Raw genomic sequence first — 24,322 nt, 5'->3', positions numbered from 1 at the left:
ATCAATGAGATATATAAATAAAACCTTAACAGGCCAGACAATTTTATTGAGTAACGAGATACCACTCAGAAGCGAGAGGTTAATAGAGTCCTATGCAATTGTTTTTCCTGTATTCATCTACCTACGTCGCCTCGCTTATATTTTACCAACGTTATGATTCAATACTCGTTATCATTTAAGAATTATCCAACAATCAGCATAAATAAATAGCAACCAAATTTAACATCTCAGCCCTATCGAAATGGAGAACGAATGAAATTATCCATAGCGCCATTATGAGATTATTTTTTATATTTCACTTTCCCCGCGATATTGCTGATGCTCTCTCCTGGCGGTCATGGTCACTTTCCCCCACGTCCCCCTCACATTTTTCTGTCAGCCAGCGAATCCCGCGTTTTAACGAGTCAGATGGGTCATGAAAATGCTAAGATAGTTAACAGAGTAAATTCAAAGTGGATAGCGGGTATGAAGGGTGACCCTGTCGCGATGTTGAATTCGCGGTTATCACCTGTGCGGTCCCCAAACACAAACGGTAATGGCAAATGTCATTAAATATTAGTAAGATAGCCTCTTTATTTATAATCCTTTAAAATTATGCGCCTGGTTTTATCATCTCTGATCGTGATGGCTGGATTTCTGAGTGGTCAGGCTGCCGCCGCGCCTGAACAGGCTTCGCATGCTGATATTCGTGACAGCGGCTTTGTCTATTGCGTTAGCGGGCAGGTCAATACGTTCAACCCGCAAAAAGCGAGCAGCGGTCTTATCGTCGACACCCTGGCAGCCCAGCTGTATGACCGACTACTCGATGTCGATCCGTACACCTATCGACTGGTGCCTGAGCTGGCTGAAAGCTGGGAGGTGCTGGATAACGGCGCAACCTACCGCTTCCATCTGCGTCGTGACGTCCAGTTTCAGAAGACGGCCTGGTTCACCCCCACCCGCAAACTGAACGCGGACGATGTGGTGTTTACCTTCGAGCGCATCTTTGATCGCCAGCATCCGTGGCACAATGTAAACGGTAGCAGTTTCCCCTACTTCGACAGCCTACAGTTCGCCGATAACGTCCAAAGCGTACGCAAGCTGGACAACAACACCGTTGAGTTCCGCTTAACTCAGCCCGACGCCTCCTTCATGTGGCACCTCGCCACGCATTATGCCTCCGTGATGTCAGCAGAATATGCGGCTAAATTGGCAAAACAGGATCGTCAGGAACTGCTCGACAGACAACCCGTCGGCACCGGACCGTACCAGCTTTCGGAGAATCGCGCAGGGCAATATGTTCGACTGCAGCGCCATGAAAAATTCTGGCGTGGTACTCCTCTGATGCCGCAGGTGGTTGTGGACCTCGGCTCTGGCGGCACCGGACGTCTATCGAAACTCCTGACCGGTGAGTGTGATGTTCTGGCCTGGCCTGCCGCCAGTCAGCTCAGCATTTTGCGTGATGACCCGCGCCTGCGTCTGACCCTGCGCCCGGGGATGAACATCGCCTATCTGGCATTTAACACCAATAAACCACCGATGGATAATCCCGCCGTGCGGCATGCGCTGGCGCTGGCCATCAATAACCAACGGCTGATGCAGTCCATCTACTACGGGACGGCGGAAACCGCAGCATCTATTTTGCCTCGCGCCTCGTGGGCTTATGACAACGAAGCTAAAATTACAGAGTACAATCCGGCAAAATCGCGCGAGCAGTTAAAAGCACTGGGGCTGGAGAACCTGACATTACAGCTTTGGGTACCCACCAGTTCTCAGGCCTGGAACCCCAGTCCACTGAAAACCGCCGAGCTGATTCAGGCTGACATGGCTCAGGTGGGAGTGAAAGTTAAAATCATTCCGGTAGAAGGTCGTTTTCAGGAGGCGCGATTAATGGATATGAACCATGATCTAACGTTATCCGGTTGGGCGACGGACAGTAACGATCCTGACAGTTTTTTCCGACCGTTGCTAAGCTGCGCCGCCATCAACTCGCAGACTAACTTCGCCCACTGGTGTAATCCGGAATTTGACAGCGTTCTGCGCAAGGCCCTCTCTTCGCAGCAACTCTCATCGCGAATTGATGCCTATGACGAAGCGCAAAATATTCTCGCGAAAGAGTTACCGATCCTGCCGCTGGCCTCTTCACTGCGTCTACAGGCTTATCGTTACGATATCAAAGGACTGGTGCTGAGTCCGTTCGGCAATGCATCTTTTGCCGGGGTTTCCAGGGAAAAGAAAGATGAGGTGAAAAAGCCATGATTATCTTCACCCTGCGTCGTTTTTTATTGCTGCTGGTCACCCTCTTCTTCCTGACCTTTATTGGATTCAGCCTGAGCTACTTCACACCTCATGCGCCGTTACAGGGCGCATCGCTGTGGAACGCCTGGGTATTCTGGTTCAATGGCCTCATTCACTGGGATTTTGGTGTATCCAGTATTAACGGTCAGTTGATTTCAGAACAGTTGAAGGAGGTGTTCCCGGCGACGATGGAACTGTGCATTCTGGCCTTTGGTTTTGCGCTGATGGTTGGGATCCCCGTTGGTATGCTGGCAGGCATCACGCGGAACAAGTGGCAGGACCGCTGCATCAGCGCCTTAGCGTTGATGGGCTTTTCCATTCCGGTTTTTTGGCTGGCGCTGTTGCTGACGTTGCTCTTCTCACTGACTCTCGGCTGGCTTCCCGTTTCGGGACGCTTTGATCTTCTCTATGAAGTGAAGCCCGTTACCGGATTTGCCATTATTGATGCGTGGATCTCCGACTCGCCCTGGCGCGATGAAATGCTGGTCAGCGCAATCCGTCACATGGTGCTTCCGGTGTTGACGCTTTCCGTCGCCCCTACCACGGAAGTTATTCGCCTGATGCGAATCAGCACCATCGAGGTCTTTGATCAAAACTATGTTAAAGCGGCCGCCACGCGCGGTCTGTCACGCTTAACCATTCTGCGCCGTCACGTTCTGCACAACGCTCTTCCGCCGGTGATCCCGCGTCTGGGCTTACAGTTTTCCACCATGCTGACGCTGGCGATGATCACCGAGATGGTCTTTAGCTGGCCAGGTCTTGGCCGTTGGCTGATTAACGCAATTCGCCAGCAGGATTACGCGGCAATTTCGGCGGGCGTCATGGTGATTGGCTCACTGGTTATCATCGTTAACGTCATCTCTGATATTTTGGGTGCTATGGCTAACCCTCTGAAACATAAGGAATGGTATGCCTTACGATAGCGTATACAGCGAAAAGCGCCCGCCGGGTACGCTGAGCACCGCATGGCGCAATTTTTACGGCGATGCGACTGCGATGATCGGTCTGTATGGCTGCGCAGGATTGGCGATTCTGTGTATTTTTGGTGGTTGGTTTGCCCCTTATGGCATCGACCAGCAATTTCTCGGCTATCAGCTTTTACCGCCGTCATGGTCGCGCTATGGCGAAGTCTCATTTTTCCTCGGAACTGACGATCTCGGGCGTGACGTGCTAAGTCGCCTGCTCAGCGGCGCGGCCCCAACCGTTGGCGGCGCGTTTGTCGTCACCCTCGCCGCCACACTATGTGGCCTGTTACTGGGCGTGGTTGCCGGCGCAACGCACGGTTTGCGCTCCGCGGTGCTGAACCACATTCTGGACACCCTGCTCTCGATCCCTTCGCTGCTGCTGGCGATTATTGTGGTGGCCTTTGCCGGACCGCATCTGACACACGCGATGTTTGCCGTCTGGCTGGCGCTGCTGCCGCGCATGGTACGCTCCGTCTACAGCATGGTGCATGACGAGCTGGAAAAAGAGTACGTTATCGCCGCTCGCCTGGACGGCGCAACCACGCTCAATATCCTGTGGTTTGCCGTTCTGCCCAATATTACCGCCGGACTTATCACTGAAATCACCCGTGCGCTGTCGATGGCGATTCTGGACATCGCCGCGCTGGGTTTTCTCGACCTTGGCGCACAGTTGCCGTCACCAGAATGGGGAGCCATGCTTGGCGACGCGCTGGAGCTGATTTATGTCGCACCGTGGACGGTTATGCTGCCAGGTGCGGCGATTATGATAAGCGTGCTGCTGGTTAACCTGCTGGGTGATGGCGTGCGCCGGGCAATTATTGCGGGGGTGGAATAATGCCATTACTGGATATCCGCAACCTGACCATTGAATTCAGAACCGGCGACGACTGGGTGAAGGCGGTTGACCGCATCAGTATGACCCTCAATGAAGGTGAAATCCGCGGACTGGTTGGCGAGTCTGGATCCGGCAAGAGCCTGATCGCCAAGGCCATTTGCGGCGTTGCTAAAGATAACTGGCGCGTAACAGCAGACCGCATGCGCTTTGATGATATCGATCTGTTGCGCCTTTCTGCGCGTGAACGACGCAAGCTGGTCGGCCATAACGTTTCCATGATCTTTCAGGAACCGCAATCGTGTCTCGATCCGTCTGAGCGCATTGGACGACAACTGATGCAAAATATTCCGGCATGGACTTATAAAGGCCGCTGGTGGCAGCGTATCGGCTGGCGTAAACGCCGCGCGATTGAACTCCTGCACCGCGTCGGGATAAAAGATCATAAAGATGCGATGCGCAGCTTCCCGTATGAACTGACCGACGGCGAATGCCAGAAGGTGATGATCGCAATCGCCCTGGCTAATCAGCCGCGTTTACTGATTGCCGACGAACCAACGAACGCGATGGAGCCAACCACTCAGGCGCAAATTTTCCGCCTGCTGACCCGGCTGAACCAAAACAGCAATACCACCATTTTGCTGATCAGCCATGACCTGCAAATGCTCAGCCAGTGGGCTGACAAAATTAACGTGATGTACTGTGGGCAAACGGTGGAAACTGCGCCCAGTAAAGAGCTGGTGACTATTCCGCATCATCCTTATACCCAAGCGTTGATTCGCGCCATTCCTGATTTTGGTAGCGCAATGCCGCACAAAAGCCGCCTGAATACCATGCCAGGAGCCATTCCATTGCTGGAACAATTACCTATCGGCTGTCGTCTGGGGCCGCGCTGCCCTTATGCTCAGCGCGAATGTATCGAAACCCCAAGACTGACCGGAGCAAAGAATCATCTCTACGCCTGTCATTTCCCGCTGAACATGGAGAGAGAGTGAGATGGTAGAAACCCTGCTCGAAGTTCGTAATCTGAGCAAAACCTTTCGCTACCGGACGGGCTTATTCCGCCGTCAGACCGTTGAGGCCGTTAAGCCCCTGAGCTTTACCCTGCGCGAGCGTCAGACGCTCGCCGTCATAGGTGAAAATGGTTCCGGTAAATCTACGCTGGCGAAGATGCTGGCCGGTATGATTGAGCCTACCAGCGGTGAGCTGCTGATTGACGATCACCCGTTAAAATATGGTGATTATTCATTCCGTAGTCAGCGTATCCGTATGATTTTCCAGGATCCATCAACGTCGCTTAACCCACGGCAACGTATTTCGCAGATCCTCGATTTTCCGCTACGTCTGAACACCGACCTCGAGCCTGAACAGCGTCGCAAACAGATCATCGAGACCATGCGCATGGTCGGTCTGTTGCCTGACCATGTGAGTTATTACCCGCATATGCTGGCTCCGGGACAAAAACAGCGTCTGGGCCTTGCCCGAGCGCTCATTTTGCGACCCAAAGTCATTATCGCCGACGAAGCCCTGGCCTCTCTGGACATGTCGATGCGTTCGCAGCTCATCAATCTGATGCTGGAACTACAGGAAAAACAGGGGATTTCATATATCTATGTGACTCAGCACATCGGCATGATGAAGCACATCAGCGATCAGGTATTAGTCATGCACCAGGGTGAAGTGGTTGAACGCGGCAGTACAGCAGATGTTCTGGCCTCGCCGTTGCATGAGCTGACCCGTCGCCTGATCGCCGGTCATTTCGGCGAAGCGCTTACCGCTGACGCATGGCGTAAAGATCGCTAGCAGATGCAGCCCTCCTCAACCGGAGGGCAATTTTGCAATCAGTGACAAACATTTGGTAAGAGCAGTGTATCAACCTCGCTAAACGCGACCGAAGGGAAAAGAGATCCCTGCATCACCCAAACACCAGCCGCGCCTACTTCGTCGATAAGCTGTTTGGTTTCCACGCCCTCCACCGCAATGCGGTCGCAATATTCGCGGATGTTTTTAATTAGCACCGGGAACATCGGTTTTTCAGCCTGATCCAGGAAAAAACCACGATCCAACTTTACAACATCAAAACGACCGCAAACCAGCGGACTGGCCCCAATGTTGCCGGAGCCCAGATCGCCCAGCCATAATGCGTTTGGACCGTCGCAAAGTGAATTAATCAGCAGATTATTCAGACATACGGTATTCGTCAGAAAACGCTCTGAAAGTTCCAGGGCGACAAAAGGCATGGCATGTAGCGCCGATTTGACGCTCGGGTCGCCAATTGCCAGCAGCGCCATTTCATCAATGAGGTTCAGAGTACAGAAAAGGTTGTGGCTCTCAAACCAATTACGCTTTTCGGCAATTAATCGAATTTGCTCGAGCATGAAATTACGTTTTTGTTCGCTATTCCACGCTGAAATGATGAACTCTGGATGTATCGGCGAAACCGTATCTGAAGCAAACCGGACGCTCATCTCAACACCCAGTAACGTATCAGTTGTGTCTCTCATCGGTTCCGCGATGAAATGATAGTGCATAAGACCACTCCAATTGATCATAACTTCCTGATAATGCACTTTTAATCACAATCAATCAATAATAACGATCAATGTATCAATATCGATCGATAAAAACAATATATCATAACGAACTGAATACGGTCATATTTTTTGTTTTAAGAAAGTTCCTACATTGCTATGTTTTAAAACATAAGCTAGCAGTTAATAATACCATTGAGATGCCTTTAAAGCCTTGTATTTTCTCCATCCCCCCGCGCTTCGCAGAATGAATGAGACTTAACCAGGGAAAGTGTTATAACCCTCATGTGTAATGAAAAGTGATTATCAGTAAGGGATGATAACTATTCTACAAGGCACAAAGAGTGGGATATAATTGCTGCCCCATTTCGAAACACCTTCAAATTGTGATCATAACTCATTGATTGCTAAAAATAAGCAATGACCATAAGGATTAAAGCTATGGGTTTTCTTTCCGGTAAGCGCATTCTGGTAACGGGTCTTGCCAGCAAACTGTCCATCGCCTGGGGTATCGCTCAGGCCATGCATCGCGAAGGGGCTGAACTGGCGTTCACCTACCAGAATGACAAACTAAAAGGCCGCGTCGAAGAATTTGCAGCTCAACTGGGTTCCAGCATCGTACTGCAGTGTGATGTGGCGGAAGACGCCAGCATTGATGCAATGTTTACCGAACTGGGCAAAGCCTGGCCGAAATTCGACGGTTTCGTGCACTCCATTGGTTTTGCGCCCGCAGACCAACTGGATGGCGACTATGTGAATGCAGTCACCCGCGAAGGCTTCAAAATTGCTCATGACATCAGTGCTTACAGCTTTGTGGCGATGGCAAAAGCCTGCCGTTCCATGCTGAACCCAGGCTCAGCGCTGCTGACGCTATCCTATCTGGGCGCAGAGCGCGCCATCCCTAACTACAACGTGATGGGCCTGGCAAAAGCCTCACTGGAAGCGAACGTCCGTTATATGGCTAATGCGATGGGTCCTGAAGGCGTGCGTGTGAACGCTATTTCCGCCGGTCCTATCCGTACACTCGCCGCTTCAGGCATTAAAGATTTCCGTAAAATGCTGGCGCATTGTGAAGCGGTTACGCCGATTCGCCGCACTGTAACCATTGAAGATGTGGGTAACTCCGCAGCATTTTTGTGCTCCGATCTTGCTGCCGGCATCTCGGGTGAAGTCGTTCACGTCGATGGTGGCTTCAGTATCGCGGCAATGAACGAGCTGGAACTGAAATAATCGTAAGTCTTCTATGGGCGGTCTTGCCCCGCCCATGACTCTCCTCTGCCCACCGCCATATATGCTTTTCTGATATTTATTATCACGGAACAATCTTTCATCCCCTCTTCTGCTTACGTCAGGATATTGCAGCGCAAACGATCCGGCGTAGTAGTAGACGACGTGTCCGGGTCGCCACTTTTTAGACCAAGGACCGCCCATGGAACAACGCCGAATTGAAGGCAAAAGCCACTGGTATCATGAGACGCAATCCAGCAAGCATCCGCAAGATATTCTGCCGCTGGTGCCGGAAGCCGCTCATGTCGACGACAGCTTTTTACTGGATCTGGCGATACCTGATGACGCCCTTTTGCCTTTTCAATCCTGGTTAACCCCTGCCCGTAAACTTGCCCAGGTTCTCTTCCCGGTTCACGTAAACCTTAATCAGATGCACACATTCAGCGCCTATGAACGGATGAGTACGGCGCTTACCGTCGCTCAGGTGTATGGCGTCCAGCGATTGTGCAATCACTATGCCGCGCGGTTAACACCGCTTCCTGGTCCTGACTCGTCACGGGAAAGTAACCATCGGCTGGCGCAAATCACCCAATATGCTCGCCAACTTGCCAGCTCTCCTGACGTGATAGGCGCACGCGATCGCCAGCATCTGGATGCGGTCGGGCTGACTACCAGCGATAGTATTTTGATGAATCAAATTATCGGCTTCGTCGGTTTTCAGGCCCGGACCGTGGCCCTGTTTCAGGCCTGGTTTGGACATCCGGTACGCCGAATACCGGGGCTGGATATACAGCAATTCGCTCACGCTTCGCCATTTAGTGCAACAAACGCTACCTGGCACGCTGCGCCATTCCCAATCGAAAAATATCATTCTCAGGACGAGACGACGGCCAGACATTTTCCCGATGAACTGCAAGCGTTGGTGCCATTACTGATCCATTCACCGGTCATTTTGGATTTATTCACGACACTGATTTCCAGTACCCGGCGTAGCGCTGTACCGGTGCGGGCATTTTCACTGGCGGCGCTAATGACGTCACGGATTAACGGCAGCGTGGCCTGCTTTAATGAACAGGCACATACAGCCAATGAATTAGCCAACGTTATCGCCCTGCTTCGCCAGGAGGAACGTGAATTACAGCGTTGGGAACAGCGACATCCGGTTGAGCGCGTCACCCTGCAGGCGGTACAATGGCTAACCCGAGCGCCCGACCGTTTTAGCGCCGCGCTGTTAACCCCTTTGTTCGATCAGGGCATCTCTTCTGAACAAGCGATTAACCTGCTGGCCTGGAGCGGATTGTGCGGATGGTTGAATCGCTTGAAAATCGCGCTGGGCGAGACTTATTAACCGATCCACTTACTGAAAGAGCGCTTGCCGCAACTGAGAGAATCGCGTAAAACTGTCAGCCGCTCTTTTAGCCACGAAAATAGACAATTATGCTTCAGGACAACCCGCTGCTAGCGCAGCTTAAACAGCAACTGCATTCCCAGACGCCACGTGCTGAAGGGGTGGTAAAAGCCACGGAAAAAGGCTTTGGCTTCCTGGAAGTCGATGCACAAAAAAGCTATTTCATTCCACCGCCGCAGATGAAAAAAGTGATGCATGGCGATCGCATTGTTGCGGTTATCCATACAGAAAAAGATCGTGAATCTGCCGAGCCGGAAGAACTGATCGAACCCTTCCTGACGCGCTTCGTGGGTAAAGTTCAGGGCAAAAATGATCGTCTGTCCATTGTGCCGGATCATCCGTTACTGAAAGAAGCGATCCCTTGTCGTGCCGCCCGCGGCGTTGAGCACGATTTTAAAGAAGGTGACTGGGCCGTCGCTGAAATGCGCCGCCACCCGCTGAAAGGCGATCGCACCTTCTATGCCGAGTTAACCCAATTTATCACTTTTGCTGATGACCACTTTGTCCCGTGGTGGGTCACGCTGGCACGCCATAATCTCGAAAAAGAAGCGCCGGACGGTGTGGCAACTGAGATGCTGGATGAAGGTCTGGTTCGTCAGGACTTAACCGCCCTCAACTTTGTCACCATCGACAGCGCCAGCACCGAAGATATGGACGATGCGCTTTATGCTGAAGAGCTGGCCGACGGCAAACTGCAATTAACTGTCGCCATTGCCGACCCTACGGCCTGGATTGCAGAAGGCAGCAAGCTGGATAAAACAGCAAAAATTCGCGCGTTTACTAACTATCTGCCGGGGTTCAACATCCCGATGCTACCACGCGAACTGTCTGACGATCTGTGCTCTTTACGCGCGAACGAAGTGCGTCCGGTTCTGGCTTGTCGTATGACCATCGCCGCGGATGGCGCGATTGAAGACAACATCACCTTCTTCGCAGCGACGATTGAGTCGAAAGCGAAGCTGGTCTACGACAACGTCTCCGACTGGCTGGAAGGCGCCGGCGACTGGCAGCCTGCAAATGACGCGATTGCTGAACAAATCCGTCTGCTACACCGTATTTGCCTGAGCCGCGGTGAATGGCGTCATAACCATGCTCTGGTATTTAAAGATCGCCCGGATTACCGTTTTGTTCTTGGTGAAAAAGGTGAAGTCCTGGACATCGTCGCTGAGCCACGCCGCATCGCAAACCGAATCGTGGAAGAATCCATGATTGCGGCAAACATTTGCGCCGCCCGCGTGCTTCGCGACAAGCTCGGCTTCGGTATTTATAACGTCCATATGGGATTCGACCCGGCCAACGCCGACGCTCTGGCCGCGCTGCTAAAAACCCATGGTATGCACGTTGATGCCGAGGAAGTCCTGACGCTGGAAGGTTTCTGCAAACTGCGCCGCGAGCTGGATGCGCAGCCTTCTGGTTTCCTCGACAGCCGAATTCGCCGTTTCCAGTCTTACGCTGAAATCAGTATCGAGCCAGGGCCGCACTTTGGGCTGGGTCTGGAGGCTTATGCCACCTGGACCTCTCCTATTCGAAAATATGGCGATATGATTAACCACCGCCTGCTTAAGGCCGTCATCAAAGGTGAAACCATCGCCCGCCCTGGGGATGATACCACGGTGCAAATGGCGGAACGTCGTCGCCTGAACCGGATGGCTGAGCGTGATGTGGGCGACTGGTTATACGCCCGTTTCCTGAGTGACAAAGCCGGGACCGATACCCGCTTTGCGGCCGAGATAATTGACGTCAGCCGCGGCGGTATGCGCGTACGTTTAGTTGATAATGGCGCAGTCGCATTTATTCCTGCCCCATTCCTGCACGCCGTTCGGGACGAGCTGGTATGCAGCCAGGAAAGCGGCACGGTGCAAATTAAAGGTGAAGTGGTTTACAAAGTCACGGATGTGATTGACGTAACCATCGCCGAAGTTCGCATGGAAACCCGCAGCGTTATCGCGCGTCCAGCCGCGTAACACGTATCAATCCAGCGACCTTTCTCATTTTGTGAAAGGTCGTTTCTTTTTTCCGCCCAAATTCCCACCACCGCACTACACTTCTTTCATTCGGTCAATTTTATTTTTTTACTTTTTTCAGTTCCGCTGGCTTTGCTTTTTACGGATTCTGGATTAAACATAAATATATAAAAAAAACAATACGTTCAGCCATAATCACCCCGAATGAATCATGGCTACCCATACTTTTGAGGCTCTATGCGCTTTAAACGGGATAGTACACATGATGAAAGACGTCCGGGAGCTGGTTACGTTGTATAGCTATGTGGGCACTCATAACCCCTACTGGCGTTTGTCAGAGGATTGCAACATCCTGCATTTCTCTATCGACGAAGCGTCAGAAGCTGATCAGACCATCGAATTATTACCTGAACAAGCCGATCGCATTCGCGAGATGACGGTGATCACGTCAAGTCTGTTAATGACGTTGCCCATTGAAGATGACGACATTCCCGTGCATCTGGTCGGTCGAAAAATCAATAAGCGCGAATGGGCTGGTAGCGCATCCGCCTGGGATGACACCCCTTCCGTCGCCCGCGATCTGGCCCACGGCCTCTCTTTTGCCGAACAAGTCGTTTCCGAAGCCAATTCCGTTATTGTCATTCTTGACCGCATGGGCAACATTCAGCGGTTTAATCGCCTGTGCGAAGAGTACACCGGCCTCAAAGAACGTGAAGTCATTGGTCAAAGTGTATTCACATTATTTATGAGCCGTCGTGAAGCAGCGGCTTCACGGCGCAATATTGAGGTCTTTTTTCGCGAAGGTAACTCGTATGAGGTTGAACGCTGGGTCAAGACCTGCAAAGGCCAGCGTCTGTTTCTGTTTCGCAATAAATTTGTGCATAACGGTAGCGGAAAGAACGAAATTTTTCTGATCTGTTCCGGGACCGATATCACTGAAGAACGCCGCGCGCAGGAACGACTGCGGGTGTTAGCGAATACCGACTCCATCACTGGATTACCAAACCGCAACGCAATTCATGAACTGATCAGCAATGCGATTGAGAACGCGGGCGATACGCAGGTCGGTATTGCGTACCTCGATCTGGATAACTTCAAAAAGGTAAACGATGCCTACGGGCATATGTTTGGCGATCAGCTACTACAAAGCGTGTCGCTGGCAATCCTCAGTTGCCTCGAAGACAACCAGATCCTGGCGCGATTTGGCGGCGATGAATTCATTGTTCTTGCCACCGAAACATCCCAGGGCACACTGGAAGCCACCGCATCACGCATTCTGACGCGCCTGCGCCAGCCCTTCCGCATCGGTCTGATTGAAGTCTATACCGGATGCTCTATTGGTATATCCCTCGCGCCTCAGCATGGTCAGGACTGCGAGAGCGTCATTCGTAACGCGGATACAGCCATGTACACCGCGAAAGAAGGCGGCCGTGGGCAGTTTTGTGTTTTTTCTCCGGAAATGAATCAGCGGGTATTTGAATATCTGTGGCTGGATACTAATCTGCGTAAGGCACTGGATAACGATCAACTGGTTATCCATTATCAGCCAAAGATAACCTGGCGCGGTGAAGTGCGCAGCCTGGAGGCGCTGGTTCGCTGGCAATCTCCGGAACGCGGCCTCATTCCACCGCTGGAGTTTATCTCCTACGCCGAAGAATCGGGGCTCATCGTCCCGCTGGGGCGTTGGGTTATTCTCGACGTTGTGCGCCAGGTCGCGAAATGGCGCGACAAGGGAATAAACCTGCGCGTGGCGGTAAACGTTTCTGCCCGCCAGCTCGCCGACCAGACGCTGTTTACCGCACTTAAGCAGGTACTTCACGAGCTCAACTTTGAGTATTGCCCCATCGATGTTGAATTAACGGAAAGCAGTTTGATAGAAAATGAGCAACTGGCGTTGTCAGTCATTCAGCAGTTTAGCCAGTTAGGAGCGCAAATCCATTTGGATGATTTTGGTACCGGTTATTCGTCGCTGTCTCAACTGGCCCGCTTCCCGCTAGATGCCATTAAACTGGATCAGACCTTTGTCAGAGAGATCCACAAACAACCTATTTCACAATCGCTGGTACGGGCCATAGTTGCGGTAGCACAGGCGCTCAACCTGCAGGTCATCGCCGAAGGCGTGGAAAGCGCGAAAGAGGATGCGTTTCTGACCAAAAATGGCGTCAATGAGCGTCAGGGGTTTTTATTCGCCAAACCAATGCCAGCAGCCGCATTTGAACGTTGGTATCGCCGCCACCTGAGTAAAAAACTGCGCTAATGCAGAGAGAATGAAGGCGATAAATAGCCATAAATGGACATTACATGACGACGCTATCCGCATGTAATCACAGAATATATAATATTCTTCAATCGTTCAGGTTAATACTATTTTTCCCTTCTCTTTTGCCATGAAATTCTGCATCATGAAATTCAAACTCTATTGCCATTAGGATGACGACCATGTCTGATATCGACGCTCAGCGTCTGGCCGAACGTATTGATACCGTGCTGGATATCCTCGTTGCAGGTGATTACCACTCAGCCATCCACAATCTTGAAATTTTAAAAGCTGAACTGTTAGATACGGTCAAAGAAGATGCCGAATCTTTGGCGAAAAAGCAGAAGGCGCCATGGGAGATCTGATGACAGTGATCTTTTGATGTCGCTGCTATCAGCAAACTGCAGATAATGCAGTTTCCGTTTAATTTCCGATACGATATCGCAATAAAATTAATACTATGAATTCCCGACAACAATCTATTTTGCAGATGGTGACCGATAAAGGTCAGATGAGCGTCGCCGATCTGGCAAAAGTCACCGGTGTCTCCGAAGTGACGATTCGACAGGATCTGAACACGCTGGAAAAACAGAGTTACTTACGCCGAGCCCACGGTTTTGCTGTTTCATTGAACAGCGATGATGTTGAAACGCGCATGATGACCAATTTCACTCTGAAACGTGAACTGGCTGAATTCGCTGCATCTCTGGTCAGTCCAGGCGAATCCGTATTCATTGAGAATGGCAGCAGCAATGCACTTCTGGCCAGAACGCTGGCAGAGCAAAAAGATGTCACCATCATCACCGTGAGCAGCTACATTGCTCATCTGCTCAAAGAAACGCCCTGTGAAGTGATTCTTCTCGGTGGAATTTACCAGAAAAAAAGTGAGAGCATGGTCGGCCCCTTAACTCGCCAGTTTATCCAGCAGGTACATTTCAGTAAGGCCTTTATCGGCATTGACGGCTGGCAGGCTGATACCGGTTTTACCGGACGCGATATGATGCGTTCTGACGTGGTTAACGCGGTGCTGGAAAAAGGCGCAGAAGTTATTGTGTTGACCGACAGCTCAAAATTCGACGCCATTCACCCTTACACGCTGGGTCCATTAGAGCGATTCAGCCGCGTAGTAACGGACTCCAGACTCAGCGCCAGCGTACAAATGCAGCTCGAACATTCAGGATTAATCGTCAATATCATTGATGCCCACGCATAAAATCTTCAGTAGATGGTTTGTCAGCAGACAAATCATCTGCTCTCTGAGAGTTATCTGACCATCCAATTAAGACTTTTTACCTGTCGTTAACAGGATAAAGTCGTAAAATTAATGTTAGCGATATAACAGGAACGAACCTCCAACTTCAGGATAGTGTTTGTAATGCCTTCGCTAAACGGTTTCACGGAAATATCTTCGATAGTCTTAATTTGACGCTATCCTTAAAGAACACTGGATTCCGTGAATCAATAATTCAGGAGAAAGTATTATGTTAGTAACGAGCAAAAAAATGACCGCTGCCATTCTGGCGATTACTCTGGCAATGTCGCTGAGTGCCTGCTCTAACTGGTCCAAACGAGATCGTAACACCGCAATCGGTGCTGGTGCAGGTGCAATAGGTGGTGCAGTCCTGACTGACGGCAGCACGCTGGGTACGCTGGGTGGTGCTGCAGTAGGTGGTATTATTGGCCACCAGGTGGGTAAATAATCTACGGTTAAACGGCTCGATATAATAATACGTTTACTTTTTCAGGTCTGTATTATTAAAAAGCCACGGAAATTTTCCGTGGCTTTTTTATTAACCGCCAGCCAGTTTAACTTTCATTCCTTTAGCTTCCAGCAGCGATTTAATCAGGTCGCGCTTATCCCCCTGAATTTCAATCACGCCATCTTTCACTGCTCCACCGCAACCACACTTTTTCTTCAGTTCTGCGGCTAATTTGGTCAGTTCGGCATCGTCTTGGTCAATACCGGTAATCAGGCACACGCCCTTCCCTTTGCGACCACTGGTCTGGCGCTGGATACGAACAATGCCATCGCCTTTTGGACGCTCAGGCGCTGTTTTCGGTTCATCAATACGCCCGGAGTCGGTAGAGTAGACCAGACGAGAGTTTGAGTCGTTCATTTACGCACCTCGTTTCAGGGAAGCATTGATCATCTTAAGCGTCTGCGCGGGATCGGCCGACTGGGTGACCGGGCGACCAATCACCATGTAATCCACACCTGCTAATTGCGCCTGTTCCGGTGTCATAATACGACGCTGATCGCCCGCCTCGCTGCCTTCAGGACGAATCCCCGGCGTCACCAGCTTAAATGCCAGGCCCAACGCCTGCTTGAATCGCACCGCTTCCTGAGCTGAGCATACGACACCGTCCAGACCACAATTCTGGGTTAAGCGCGCCAGTCTTTCAGCATAATCCGCAGGTGACAACGTCACGCCGAGATCGGCGAGGTCACTGGCTTCCATACTGGTCAGAACCGTCACGGCAATCAGCAGCGGCGCATCCTGGCCAAAAGGCACTAAGGCTTCACGGGCTGCAGTCATCATACGCGCCCCGCCAGAAGCGTGAACGTTAACCATCCAGACGCCAAGTTCGGCAGCAGCGGCAACTGCATGCGCGGTGGTATTGGGAATATCATGAAATTTCAAATCAAGAAAGATGTCAAAACCGCGCTGTTGTAGATCGCGAACCAACTGAGGCCCAAAAAGCGTGAACATCTCTTTGCCCACTTTCAAACGGCAATCACGAGGATCAATTCTGTCAACAAAAGCTAATGCTTTATCACGATTAGAATAATCGAGAGCGACAACGACAGGAGAATCGGTAACAGCACGAGAAGAAGATGAAGCAGTAAACGTCATGACCAGACCTTCTTGAGGATGGGCGCCCACGGCGGCGCGAAATGGGTAAACGGCGTGCATTCTACCTGCGGTAATAGAAAATTAACAGGCGCGATTACATTTCTGTCAGGCGAACCGGCAGCGGAGGTTGAGGATGGATTGATTACATACCAATAGTATGTTGTAACTAAAGTGAGGTTTTTTTTAAAAATTACAGCCCATCAAGTCCGCGAATGGGCTTAATGGTTGACCATGAACGGCAGGATGGACAGTGCCAGTAAAGCGTATACGCCGTAAAACCGCACTTCTGGCAGCTGTAACGCGGTTTACTGCGTACCTGCTCTCCGACCATATCGCGCAGAACCATCAGGCTCTCTTTGGCACGCCCTTCTTCTGCTTCGTGGAGATGATAATCCATCAGCTTGTGGAACACGCGCATCGTAGGATGACGTTGCAGTTGACGAGTGATATAGACCTGAGCGGTATCAGCCCCCTCACGCGCCTCAAGAATATCAGCCAGCATCAGTTCGGCGGCGGCACCAGTATTTTCCTCGACAGCCCGACGTAAAAACTCCGCCCACTCATCGTTTTTCCCCAGATGCTGGTAGCAGCTTTGCAGCATTTCCAGCGTTTCGCTGACCAGCTCTTTGTCCTGGGAAATGACCCGTTGCAGGCTTTCAACCGCCTTCGCGTAATCACCTTTTTCCATGTACACGCGACCCATCATGATGGATACCCGTGCACTGTTTTTGTCTGCCGCGGCGCCTTTTTTCAACAGCGTCATAGCGCGATCCATATCATCGCTACCCATTTGCTGTAAGGCCAGTTCGCAGTAGAAGTGGGCTATCTCATTACGCTGCTTGTCTTTGCCGAGTTTTACCAGACGCTCTGCTACATCAATGGCTTTTTGCCATTCGCTGGTGGCCTGATAAATTTGCAACAGTTGCTGTAATGCGCCAACCCGAAAATCAGTTTCATCGGTAAGCTGATTGAACATGTCTTCCGCGCGGTCGTACAGTCCCGCGGCCATGTAGTCGCGCCCCAGCTGTTGCACGGCCAGCAAACGCTGCTCGTAGGTCAGCGAGGCACTTTCCATTAACGTTTGATGGATGCGGATTGCGCGATCGACTTCACCGCGAGAGCGGAACAGGTTTCCGAGGGTGAGATGAGCCTCAACGGTGCCTGTGTCCTCTTTTAGCATATCAAGGAACAGATCCACCGCTTTATCTTGTTGGTTGCTCAGGAGGAAGTTAACCCCGGCGACATAGTCACGAGAAAGACGGTTAGCTTCATCCTGCTTGGTTTGTTGCGCACTTCTGCGACCCATATACCACCCATAGGCAGCGGCTACAGGTAAAAGCAGAAACAACAACTCCAACATAAATAATTATTCCTTCACAACCGACGAATCGGCAGATACCGCAACGTCGGTCGCAGGCGCAAGCTGGTTTTCCAGTCGTTTGATTTTACGTTCGGCGCGCGCAAGAGACACACGAACCTTCAGCCAGAAAAGGCCGCAAATTAGCCAACCAATCGCAAACCCTGCGGCAAACAATACAGCAAGCAGCGTAGAGATACGATACTCACCCTGAGCCAGCAGGTAATTAAACGTAACCTGTTGATCGTTTTGCGCACCCAATGTCACCGAAATAACAAAAATCGCCAACACCAGTAAGAAAATGAGTAAATATTTCACATTACTTCCCGTTATGTGGTTTGAGCGAATAAATCGTGTCCAACTTACCGCGTTGAGCCCTTTAAATTACCATTTTCACAACGAGTGCGAAACGGAAAAGCGCTTTCCACTTTCTGATTTAAGGGCAAAATTTGAAAAATCAATCATCGCTAGCTTTCTTGTTCTCGCTGCGCGATTTCTTTTTCCTCCTGCACTGGTGGGGTTAATGGTCCGCATACCCGCTGTGCAAGCCAGGTTGCCAGCGTCACCAACAGCCACGAAATCAGCGTTGCCACCACCAAATCACGGGGCCAGTGCATGCCTAACAGCAAGCGACTGCCCATCACGCCGGTCGCCCAGATCAGCAAAAACACAATCGTCAGCGTACGTCTGCGCGGCCATAACAGCCCTACGCCCAGTAAAGCCCAACTGGCGGCAAACATCGTATGTCCGGACGGAAAGGCAAAACCCGTTTCTTTTTGCCAGTGCTTGCGTAAAAACGTTGGAATATCCTGCTGTTCAGCCAATTGTTCTTTGACTAAATACCCACGATCTTTACGTTTTAAAGTGTAGAACTCATCAACCGGAATATGGTGCGTTTTTTCCAGCCACACGACAAAAGGTCGCGGTTCTTGCACCCTGTCTTTTACCCAGGACTTCACGCCCTGTCCCACTAAAATCGCCGCTGCCAGAATAGCAAACAGCATTACCGCGGCTTTAAGACGAAAACGCAGGCACCACAGAAACCATACACAAAGCGCAACGTGAGTGATAATTCCCCACGGCTGCGTCACCGTTTCCGTTACCCAGTACAAGGACTTTAACCACCAGACATTGTGCCCTGGCTGCCAGCTCCAGCCTGATACCCATACGGCAACCGGCATGATAAGTAGCAGTCCGGCCCCCACTGCGGTGCGCTTTGCAATAGACAGCATTGCCTCTCCTTTCGTCGATAAGTATCACAATCATAACTGAAAAATTCACACGTCGGGAAAATTGACAATTTTGTGCCATTCCAAAAGCGAATCCGTGGTCGCGATTAGGTGAACGTCGTTGCCTTATGGCAAAATAGTGTAATACAGAACAGAAGCCGACAGGCGAAGGCACGACGAGTGCCAGCATAATCTGGAGAATTACATGCAGCTTAAACGTGTGGCAGAAGCCAAACTGCCAACCCCCTGGGGTGATTTCCTGATGGTGGGATTTGAAGAACTGGCAACCGGACACGATCATGTCGCACTGGTTTTTGGTGATATAACAGGCCAAACACCTGTCCTGGCGCGCGTCCACTCCGAATGTTTGACTGGTGATGCGCTGTTTAGCCTGCGTTGCGATTGCGGTTTCCAGCTTGAAGCGGCCCTCACCCACATTGCTGAAGAAGGGCGTGGCATTCTGCTTTATCACCGTCAGGAAGGACGCAACATTGGCCTGCTCAACAAAATCCGCGCTTACGCGTTGCAGGACCAGGGTTATGATACCGTTGAAGCGAATCATCAGTTGGGATTTGCGGCAGACGAGCGCGATTTCACGCTGTGTGCCGATATGTTCAAGCTGCTGGGCGTGGATGCGGTACGTTTGCTGACCAATAACCCGAAGAAAGTAGAAATCCTGACCGAAGCGGGAATCAATATTGTTGAACGCGTGCCGCTGATCGTGGGCCGTAATCCAAAAAATGAACATTATCTGGACACCAAAGCCGCCAAGATGGGACATTTGCTGGGCAAATAATCGTTGTCACCGCCTATCAAAAAGCCTGCTCTCGCAGGCTTTTTTGCATTTTAATTCAACATATTACGAATCACGTAGTGCAGAATGCCGTCGTTTTGGTAATACGTTAGCTCCGTCGCGGTATCAATGCGACAGCGGCATAGAATCACCTCTTTACGCCCATCTGCGCGTACCATACTCACCGGAACTGTCGCCCCCGGTTTAATGTTTTGTAGGTCCGTAATATCGATCGCCTCCTCACCGGTTAATCCCAGCGTTTTACGCGTGACGCCCTGCGGGAATTCCAGCGGTAAAATGCCCATGCCAATCAGGTTAGAACGGTGAATTCGCTCAAAAGACTCTGCGATAACCACGCGAACGCCCAGCAAACGTGGGCCTTTCGCCGCCCAGTCACGGCTGGAGCCGGATCCATATTCTTTCCCGGCAATCACCGCCAGAGGCACGTTCTCCTGCTGGTATTGCATGGCCGCATCATAAATAGCCACCACTTCGGTTCCCGGCAAATGACGCGTCATGCCACCTTCCACGCCAGGTACCATCTCATTGCGAATACGAATATTGGCAAAGGTACCACGCATCATCACTTCATGATTCCCGCGTCGTGAACCGTAGGAGTTAAAATCTTTACGCTCAACGCCATGGCTTTGCAGATAACGCCCCGCTGGGCTGTCTGGCTTAATACTGCCGGCAGGAGAAATATGGTCGGTGGTAACAGAATCTCCGAGCATCGCCAGAATACGCGCACCGTGAATGTCCTGAACCGGATCCGGCGTAGCCTGCATACCATCGAAGAACGGTGACAAACGGATATAGGTCGAGTCAGACTGCCAGCCATAGGTATCAGCGCGATCAACCTGGATTGCTTTCCATTCTGGCGTGCCTTCAAAGACTTCAGCATACTCTTTATGGAACATGGCGGTAGAGACCTGCTCAACGGCGCGGGCAATTTCCTTGGCTGTCGGCCAAATATCTTTCAGATAAACAGGATCGCCTTTTCTGTCATGGCCTAACGGATCTTTCGTCAGGTTGATATTCATATTCCCCGCCAGCGCATAGGCCACCACCAGCGGCGGAGACGCCAGCCAGTTGGTCTTCACGAGCGGATGGATACGACCTTCAAAGTTACGGTTTCCAGAAAGCACTGCCCCAACTGTAAGATCGCCTTTTTTGATGGCTGTTTCGATAGGATCGGGTAAGGGTCCAGAGTTGCCAATACAGGTGGTACAGCCATAACCCACAAGATTAAATCCCAGCTCATCAAGGTACGGAGTGAACCCAGCCTTTGCCAGATAATCGGAAACCACCTTCGATCCTGGCGCCAACGAGGCTTTCACCCATGGCTGACGTTTCAAACCAAGCGTGACGGCTTTTTTCGCCAGCAGCCCCGCCGCCATCAATACGCTTGGGTTTGAGGTGTTGGTACAAGAGGTGATAGCGGCTATCACCACCGCGCCGTCCGGCAGCTTATACTGCTGACCGCTCATGGTATAGTCCACTGGCTGACGGTCTTTCAGCGAGCTATTCACCTCGAGTTCATTACTCGCCGAAAAGGCTTTCGGCACATCAGCCAGCGCCACCCGATCCTGCGGACGCTTCGGTCCAGCAAGGCTTGCCTCTACGCTGCCCATATCCAGCTCCAACGAACTGGTAAATATAGGTTCATCCCCTGGCTTACGCCACATTCCCTGCGCTTTGGCATAGGCATTGACCAACTCAACCTGTTCCTCACTGCGCCCGCTCAGACGCATATACTCAAGGGTAATGTCATCGATCGGGAAGAAACCGCAGGTTGCGCCGTATTCCGGTGCCATGTTCGCAATGGTTGCTCGATCGGCCAGAGGTAAGGTGTCCAGCCCATCACCGTAGAATTCAACGAATTTACCGACTACACCGTGCTTACGCAGCATCTGGGTGACGGTCAGAACCAGGTCGGTGGCAGTGATGCCTTCCCGCAGTTTACCCACCAGTTTAAAGCCCACAACATCCGGGATCAGCATTGAGACCGGTTGACCCAGCATTGCCGCTTCAGCTTCAATGCCTCCAACGCCCCAGCCCAGCACACCGAGACCATTAATCATCGTGGTATGGGAATCGGTACCGACCAGTGTATCGGGATAAGCCACCCACTCACCGTCCTGTAACTCGCTCCAGACAGCTTTGCCCAGATATTCAAGGTTAACCTGGTGGCAAATCCCCGTACCCGGCGGTACAACGCTGAAGCGACTAAATGCCTGCTGTCCCCATTTCAGGAACACATAACGTTCATGGTTACGTTCCATTTCCAGGCGCACGTTTTCTTCGAAAGCATCATCATCACCGAAACGATCCACCGTTACCGAGTGATCAATGACAAGATCCACTGGCGAAAGCGGATTCACTTTTGCCGTATCCCCACCCAGACGTTTCACCGCTTCGCGCATGGCGGCGAGATCGACCACCGCCGGTACGCCGGTAAAATCCTGCATCAGAACACGAGCAGGTCGATAGGCAATTTCTCGATCGGCATGAGCGGTCTTCAGCCAATGCGCAAGCGCATGAATATCATCTTCGGTAACGGAATTACCGTCCTGCCAGCGAAGCAGGTTTTCCAGCAAAACTTTTAGCGATTTCGGTAAACGGGTGATATCACCCAGTGATTTAGCGGCCAGCGGCAGACTGTAGTAACGGTAGGTTTTATCTTTAACCTGCAATGTGTCCTTACTGGCTTCTCGTAGGGTCGACGACATAGCTCCTCCTTAATGACAGGGTTGGATCCCCTGATTTTCCTCAGGGTTAGTATTAAAGATAACACAAACAAAATGTAACGCTTTGATAACAACTCAAATTGATAAAAGTGGAGGGCTACAAAAGGGGCAACTGAAGTATCTGGCGAGGAGAAAGGTTTAAGCGGTCAAGGTTAATACGGTGATAAGCATGGCTCATCACGATTGCCCGGAATAAAATATTTGCAGTACAAGACAACGGACTAATAATAATTATAAAATTCGTATCAATTATTGTTTCTGTTCATCATCATCCGCAAACAGATCGATAAACGCCCGTTGTTCAGGAGAGAGTTTCCAGGTCGCTGGAATATTCGGCTTATTCTCTGCGCTGTATTGACTCTCTTGTTCAGGGTCATCCGGATATGGCATCACGGTGGAGCGTTGTTCCAGTGTGGACATGACCTACCCCCACACGTTCCAGGCCACGAGCGAGACAATAACCCAGAACACGGCAGAGCCAAGAAACACAGCGAACCAGGCTTTACGTTTCATGACGGGATCCCGGCGTGCTGGCTGGTTTCCTGAAGGCATCGCTAACCTCATACTATCGAAATCACTTATCATTTAAGCACCAAACAATCGGTACAATTAATCATCAGATAGGAGGAATCCTAATAAAAAAGGTCAAAAAAAGCCAGTTAATTTTCATACTCGACCTGATAAATAAATTAATTATTTGATCGGTTATAAATATTTGAGAGGGATTTTTGGCGACCTTACTAATTTGAAACTACTTTAGCAAGTGTTTACCATAAACAATATATGGTTAATATATAGAGGAAAAATATTGAATAGATTCAGACTCTGCCGTCGGTATCGCTTTATGTTTGAGGATACCGACGAGGTAACAGCCGTTATTATTTCTCAGGCAATTTAATATCTTTAAACATGGCTTCAATATCGTCGTTGGAACGCAGCGCCACCGCCGTATCCACCACATCACGCGTCAGATGCGGCGCGAAACGTTGAATAAAATCATACATGTAACTGCGTAAAAAAGTGCTGCGACGAAAACCAATCTTGGTGGTGCTATGGCTGAAGATATCATGGGCATCAACGCGCACCAGGTCAGGGTCGGAGACAGGATCAACCGCCATACTGGCAATTACCCCCACGCCGAGGCCCAGGCGTACATAGGTCTTGATGACATCGGCATCGGTCGCGGTAAAAACTATACGCGGCTCCAGACCCGCACGGTTGAACGCGGTGTCCAGTTCCGAACGTCCGGTAAATCCAAACGTGTAGGTCACCAGCGGGTACTGCGCCAGTTCTTCAATGGATACGGCGGATTTGCCCGCCAACGGATGGTCCGGCGTAACGACAATCGAACGATTCCAGTGGTAGCAAGGCAGCATCACCAGATCGTCATACAGGTGCAGGGCTTCCGTCGCGATAGCAAAATCTGCATTCCCTTTCGAGACGGCTTCGGCGATTTGCGTCGGCGATCCCTGGTGCATATGCAATGAGACGCGAGGATAACGCTCAATAAAGCCTTTAATGACGTTCGGCAAAGCGTAACGCGCCTGAGTGTGCGTGGTGGCGATATACAGTGAGCCTTTGTCCGGCCAGGTATGTTCGCCAGCAACGGACTTAATGGCGTCCACCTTCGACAAAACTTCTCGCGCGATTCGAATGACTTCCTGCCCCGCTGGCGTAACCTGGGTCAGGTGCTTACCGCTACGGGCAAAAATCTGGATGCCAAGTTCATCTTCCAGCATACGAACTTGCTTACTGATACCTGGCTGCGAGGTATAAAGCCCTTCCGCCGTTGAGGAGACATTAAGGTTGTGGTTCACCACCTCAACAATGTAGCGAAGCTGCTGTAATTTCATGTTAAGCCATCCCGATTTGCGCCATCA

23 protein-coding genes are annotated in these 24,322 nt (G+C 51.0%); 13 read left to right on the top strand and 10 right to left on the bottom strand.

The features are described from left to right. The first annotated feature begins 594 nt into the window (after positions 1–594). The 5 genes from sapA to sapF are packed head-to-tail and all read left to right on the top strand — an operon-like array spanning position 595 to position 5,877. Positions 595–2,238: an ABC transporter substrate-binding protein SapA gene (gene sapA, locus HVZ52_RS10485; RefSeq protein WP_016153232.1), complete on the top strand. Its 1,644-nt coding sequence runs from the start codon at positions 595–597 to the stop codon at positions 2,236–2,238. After that, positions 2,235–3,200 (top strand): peptide ABC transporter permease SapB, encoded by a 966-nt coding sequence (sapB, locus tag HVZ52_RS10480; protein WP_003020545.1) that lies wholly within the window; start codon positions 2,235–2,237, stop codon positions 3,198–3,200. The genes sapA and sapB overlap by 4 nt, the downstream gene beginning before the upstream one ends. Continuing rightward, the gene (sapC, locus tag HVZ52_RS10475; protein ID WP_181599210.1) at positions 3,187–4,077 is read left to right on the top strand and encodes a peptide ABC transporter permease SapC; all 891 of its coding nucleotides are present in this window, start codon (positions 3,187–3,189) and stop codon (positions 4,075–4,077) included. Before sapB ends, sapC begins: the two co-directional genes overlap by 14 nt. Then, entirely contained in the window at positions 4,077–5,069 is a 993-nt protein-coding gene (gene sapD / locus HVZ52_RS10470) for a peptide ABC transporter ATP-binding protein SapD (protein ID WP_181599209.1), read from the top strand. Before sapC ends, sapD begins: the two co-directional genes overlap by 1 nt. Before the next feature lies 1 nt (position 5,070). Further along, positions 5,071–5,877: a peptide ABC transporter ATP-binding protein SapF gene (gene sapF / locus HVZ52_RS10465; protein WP_016153235.1), complete on the top strand. Its 807-nt coding sequence runs from the start codon at positions 5,071–5,073 to the stop codon at positions 5,875–5,877. A gap of 38 nt (positions 5,878–5,915) precedes the next feature. Here the strand turns inward: sapF and HVZ52_RS10460 are convergent, their stop codons facing one another. Further along, positions 5,916–6,605: an EAL domain-containing protein gene (locus tag HVZ52_RS10460; protein WP_053388557.1), complete on the bottom strand. Its 690-nt coding sequence runs from the start codon at positions 6,603–6,605 to the stop codon at positions 5,916–5,918. Between the two features lie 441 nt (positions 6,606–7,046). Here HVZ52_RS10460 and fabI point away from each other — a divergent pair, with 441 nt between their 5' ends. From fabI to osmB, 7 genes are all read left to right on the top strand, one after another. Then, on the top strand, positions 7,047–7,835 hold the full coding sequence (fabI, locus tag HVZ52_RS10455; protein WP_047417281.1) for an enoyl-ACP reductase FabI: 789 nt from the start codon (positions 7,047–7,049) through the stop codon (positions 7,833–7,835). Positions 7,836–8,034: 199 nt separating this feature from the next. Then, on the top strand, positions 8,035–9,180 hold the full coding sequence (locus HVZ52_RS10450) for a carboxymuconolactone decarboxylase family protein (RefSeq protein WP_181599208.1): 1,146 nt from the start codon (positions 8,035–8,037) through the stop codon (positions 9,178–9,180). A gap of 89 nt (positions 9,181–9,269) precedes the next feature. Further along, entirely contained in the window at positions 9,270–11,204 is a 1,935-nt protein-coding gene (locus HVZ52_RS10445; RefSeq protein ID WP_047417275.1) for an exoribonuclease II, read from the top strand. A 265-nt stretch (positions 11,205–11,469) separates the two neighbouring features. Continuing rightward, positions 11,470–13,461 (top strand): cyclic di-GMP phosphodiesterase, encoded by a 1,992-nt coding sequence (pdeR, locus tag HVZ52_RS10440; RefSeq protein WP_049282554.1) that lies wholly within the window; start codon positions 11,470–11,472, stop codon positions 13,459–13,461. Positions 13,462–13,634: 173 nt separating this feature from the next. Then, a complete protein-coding gene (locus HVZ52_RS10435) occupies positions 13,635–13,826 on the top strand; it encodes a hypothetical protein (RefSeq protein WP_181599207.1) in 192 nt (63 codons plus the stop codon). Positions 13,827–13,921: 95 nt separating this feature from the next. Further along, positions 13,922–14,674, top strand: coding sequence for a DNA-binding transcriptional regulator YciT (locus HVZ52_RS10430; protein ID WP_016153242.1), 753 nt, complete (start codon positions 13,922–13,924; stop codon positions 14,672–14,674). A 268-nt stretch (positions 14,675–14,942) separates the two neighbouring features. Then, positions 14,943–15,161 (top strand): osmotically-inducible lipoprotein OsmB, encoded by a 219-nt coding sequence (gene osmB / locus HVZ52_RS10425; RefSeq protein ID WP_003020583.1) that lies wholly within the window; start codon positions 14,943–14,945, stop codon positions 15,159–15,161. A gap of 90 nt (positions 15,162–15,251) precedes the next feature. On the opposite strand, the gene yciH is transcribed toward osmB, so the two are convergent. The 5 genes from yciH to pgpB all read right to left on the bottom strand — a co-directional run bounded on the left by yciH (position 15,252) and on the right by pgpB (position 18,905). Further along, positions 15,252–15,578: a stress response translation initiation inhibitor YciH gene (yciH, locus tag HVZ52_RS10420; protein ID WP_016153243.1), complete on the bottom strand. Its 327-nt coding sequence runs from the start codon at positions 15,576–15,578 to the stop codon at positions 15,252–15,254. Beyond that, on the bottom strand, positions 15,579–16,316 hold the full coding sequence (gene pyrF, locus HVZ52_RS10415; protein WP_181599288.1) for an orotidine-5'-phosphate decarboxylase: 738 nt from the start codon (positions 16,314–16,316) through the stop codon (positions 15,579–15,581). Between the two features lie 190 nt (positions 16,317–16,506). Next, positions 16,507–17,676, bottom strand: coding sequence for a lipopolysaccharide assembly protein LapB (gene lapB, locus HVZ52_RS10410; RefSeq protein WP_047417273.1), 1,170 nt, complete (start codon positions 17,674–17,676; stop codon positions 16,507–16,509). A 6-nt stretch (positions 17,677–17,682) separates the two neighbouring features. Then, a complete protein-coding gene (locus HVZ52_RS10405) occupies positions 17,683–17,991 on the bottom strand; it encodes a LapA family protein (RefSeq protein ID WP_006684318.1) in 309 nt (102 codons plus the stop codon). A 149-nt stretch (positions 17,992–18,140) separates the two neighbouring features. After that, positions 18,141–18,905 carry a phosphatidylglycerophosphatase B gene (gene pgpB, locus HVZ52_RS10400; protein WP_181599206.1) on the bottom strand — a complete coding sequence of 255 codons (765 nt, stop codon included), beginning with the start codon at positions 18,903–18,905 and terminating at the stop codon, positions 18,141–18,143. Positions 18,906–19,107: 202 nt separating this feature from the next. Here pgpB and ribA point away from each other — a divergent pair, with 202 nt between their 5' ends. Then, positions 19,108–19,698, top strand: coding sequence for a GTP cyclohydrolase II (ribA, locus tag HVZ52_RS10395; protein ID WP_016153247.1), 591 nt, complete (start codon positions 19,108–19,110; stop codon positions 19,696–19,698). Positions 19,699–19,748: 50 nt separating this feature from the next. On the opposite strand, the gene acnA is transcribed toward ribA, so the two are convergent. From acnA to cysB, 4 genes are all read right to left on the bottom strand, one after another. Further along, complete coding sequence (acnA, locus tag HVZ52_RS10390; RefSeq protein ID WP_181599205.1) at positions 19,749–22,424, bottom strand: aconitate hydratase AcnA; 2,676 nt, start codon at positions 22,422–22,424, stop codon at positions 19,749–19,751. 267 nt (positions 22,425–22,691) lie between these two features. After that, positions 22,692–22,862: a hypothetical protein gene (locus HVZ52_RS10385; RefSeq protein WP_181599204.1), complete on the bottom strand. Its 171-nt coding sequence runs from the start codon at positions 22,860–22,862 to the stop codon at positions 22,692–22,694. Positions 22,863–22,865: 3 nt separating this feature from the next. Beyond that, complete coding sequence (locus HVZ52_RS10380; protein WP_220132811.1) at positions 22,866–23,006, bottom strand: YmiA family putative membrane protein; 141 nt, start codon at positions 23,004–23,006, stop codon at positions 22,866–22,868. Between the two features lie 314 nt (positions 23,007–23,320). Continuing rightward, positions 23,321–24,295: an HTH-type transcriptional regulator CysB gene (gene cysB, locus HVZ52_RS10375; protein WP_016153251.1), complete on the bottom strand. Its 975-nt coding sequence runs from the start codon at positions 24,293–24,295 to the stop codon at positions 23,321–23,323. Positions 24,296–24,322 lie beyond the last annotated feature (27 nt).

Source organism: Citrobacter sp. RHB36-C18 (assembly GCF_013814485.1).
Taxonomy (GTDB): Bacteria; Pseudomonadota; Gammaproteobacteria; order Enterobacterales; family Enterobacteriaceae; genus Citrobacter; species Citrobacter braakii.
Note: the sequence above shows the minus strand (reverse complement) of the source record. Positions and strands in the feature narration are given on the sequence as shown.

What these genes read in the sequence shown, in the direction of transcription:
- acnA (WP_181599205.1), bottom strand. Translation starts at nt 22,424, where the DNA reads ATGTCGTCGACCCTACGAGAAGCCAGTAAGGACACATTGCAGGTTAAA.
- pdeR (WP_049282554.1), top strand. Translation starts at nt 11,470, where the DNA reads ATGAAAGACGTCCGGGAGCTGGTTACGTTGTATAGCTATGTGGGCACT.
- HVZ52_RS10445 (WP_047417275.1), top strand. Translation starts at nt 9,270, where the DNA reads ATGCTTCAGGACAACCCGCTGCTAGCGCAGCTTAAACAGCAACTGCAT.
- yciH (WP_016153243.1), bottom strand. Translation starts at nt 15,578, where the DNA reads ATGAACGACTCAAACTCTCGTCTGGTCTACTCTACCGACTCCGGGCGT.
- lapB (WP_047417273.1), bottom strand. Translation starts at nt 17,676, where the DNA reads ATGTTGGAGTTGTTGTTTCTGCTTTTACCTGTAGCCGCTGCCTATGGG.
- HVZ52_RS10435 (WP_181599207.1), top strand. Translation starts at nt 13,635, where the DNA reads ATGACGACCATGTCTGATATCGACGCTCAGCGTCTGGCCGAACGTATT.
- fabI (WP_047417281.1), top strand. Translation starts at nt 7,047, where the DNA reads ATGGGTTTTCTTTCCGGTAAGCGCATTCTGGTAACGGGTCTTGCCAGC.
- HVZ52_RS10385 (WP_181599204.1), bottom strand. Translation starts at nt 22,862, where the DNA reads ATGTCCACACTGGAACAACGCTCCACCGTGATGCCATATCCGGATGAC.
- HVZ52_RS10430 (WP_016153242.1), top strand. Translation starts at nt 13,922, where the DNA reads ATGAATTCCCGACAACAATCTATTTTGCAGATGGTGACCGATAAAGGT.
- ribA (WP_016153247.1), top strand. Translation starts at nt 19,108, where the DNA reads ATGCAGCTTAAACGTGTGGCAGAAGCCAAACTGCCAACCCCCTGGGGT.
- pgpB (WP_181599206.1), bottom strand. Translation starts at nt 18,905, where the DNA reads ATGCTGTCTATTGCAAAGCGCACCGCAGTGGGGGCCGGACTGCTACTT.
- HVZ52_RS10380 (WP_220132811.1), bottom strand. Translation starts at nt 23,006, where the DNA reads ATGAGGTTAGCGATGCCTTCAGGAAACCAGCCAGCACGCCGGGATCCC.
- sapF (WP_016153235.1), top strand. Translation starts at nt 5,071, where the DNA reads ATGGTAGAAACCCTGCTCGAAGTTCGTAATCTGAGCAAAACCTTTCGC.
- sapC (WP_181599210.1), top strand. Translation starts at nt 3,187, where the DNA reads ATGCCTTACGATAGCGTATACAGCGAAAAGCGCCCGCCGGGTACGCTG.
- HVZ52_RS10450 (WP_181599208.1), top strand. Translation starts at nt 8,035, where the DNA reads ATGGAACAACGCCGAATTGAAGGCAAAAGCCACTGGTATCATGAGACG.
- sapA (WP_016153232.1), top strand. Translation starts at nt 595, where the DNA reads ATGCGCCTGGTTTTATCATCTCTGATCGTGATGGCTGGATTTCTGAGT.
- cysB (WP_016153251.1), bottom strand. Translation starts at nt 24,295, where the DNA reads ATGAAATTACAGCAGCTTCGCTACATTGTTGAGGTGGTGAACCACAAC.
- sapD (WP_181599209.1), top strand. Translation starts at nt 4,077, where the DNA reads ATGCCATTACTGGATATCCGCAACCTGACCATTGAATTCAGAACCGGC.
- osmB (WP_003020583.1), top strand. Translation starts at nt 14,943, where the DNA reads ATGTTAGTAACGAGCAAAAAAATGACCGCTGCCATTCTGGCGATTACT.
- sapB (WP_003020545.1), top strand. Translation starts at nt 2,235, where the DNA reads ATGATTATCTTCACCCTGCGTCGTTTTTTATTGCTGCTGGTCACCCTC.
- HVZ52_RS10460 (WP_053388557.1), bottom strand. Translation starts at nt 6,605, where the DNA reads ATGCACTATCATTTCATCGCGGAACCGATGAGAGACACAACTGATACG.
- pyrF (WP_181599288.1), bottom strand. Translation starts at nt 16,316, where the DNA reads ATGACGTTTACTGCTTCATCTTCTTCTCGTGCTGTTACCGATTCTCCT.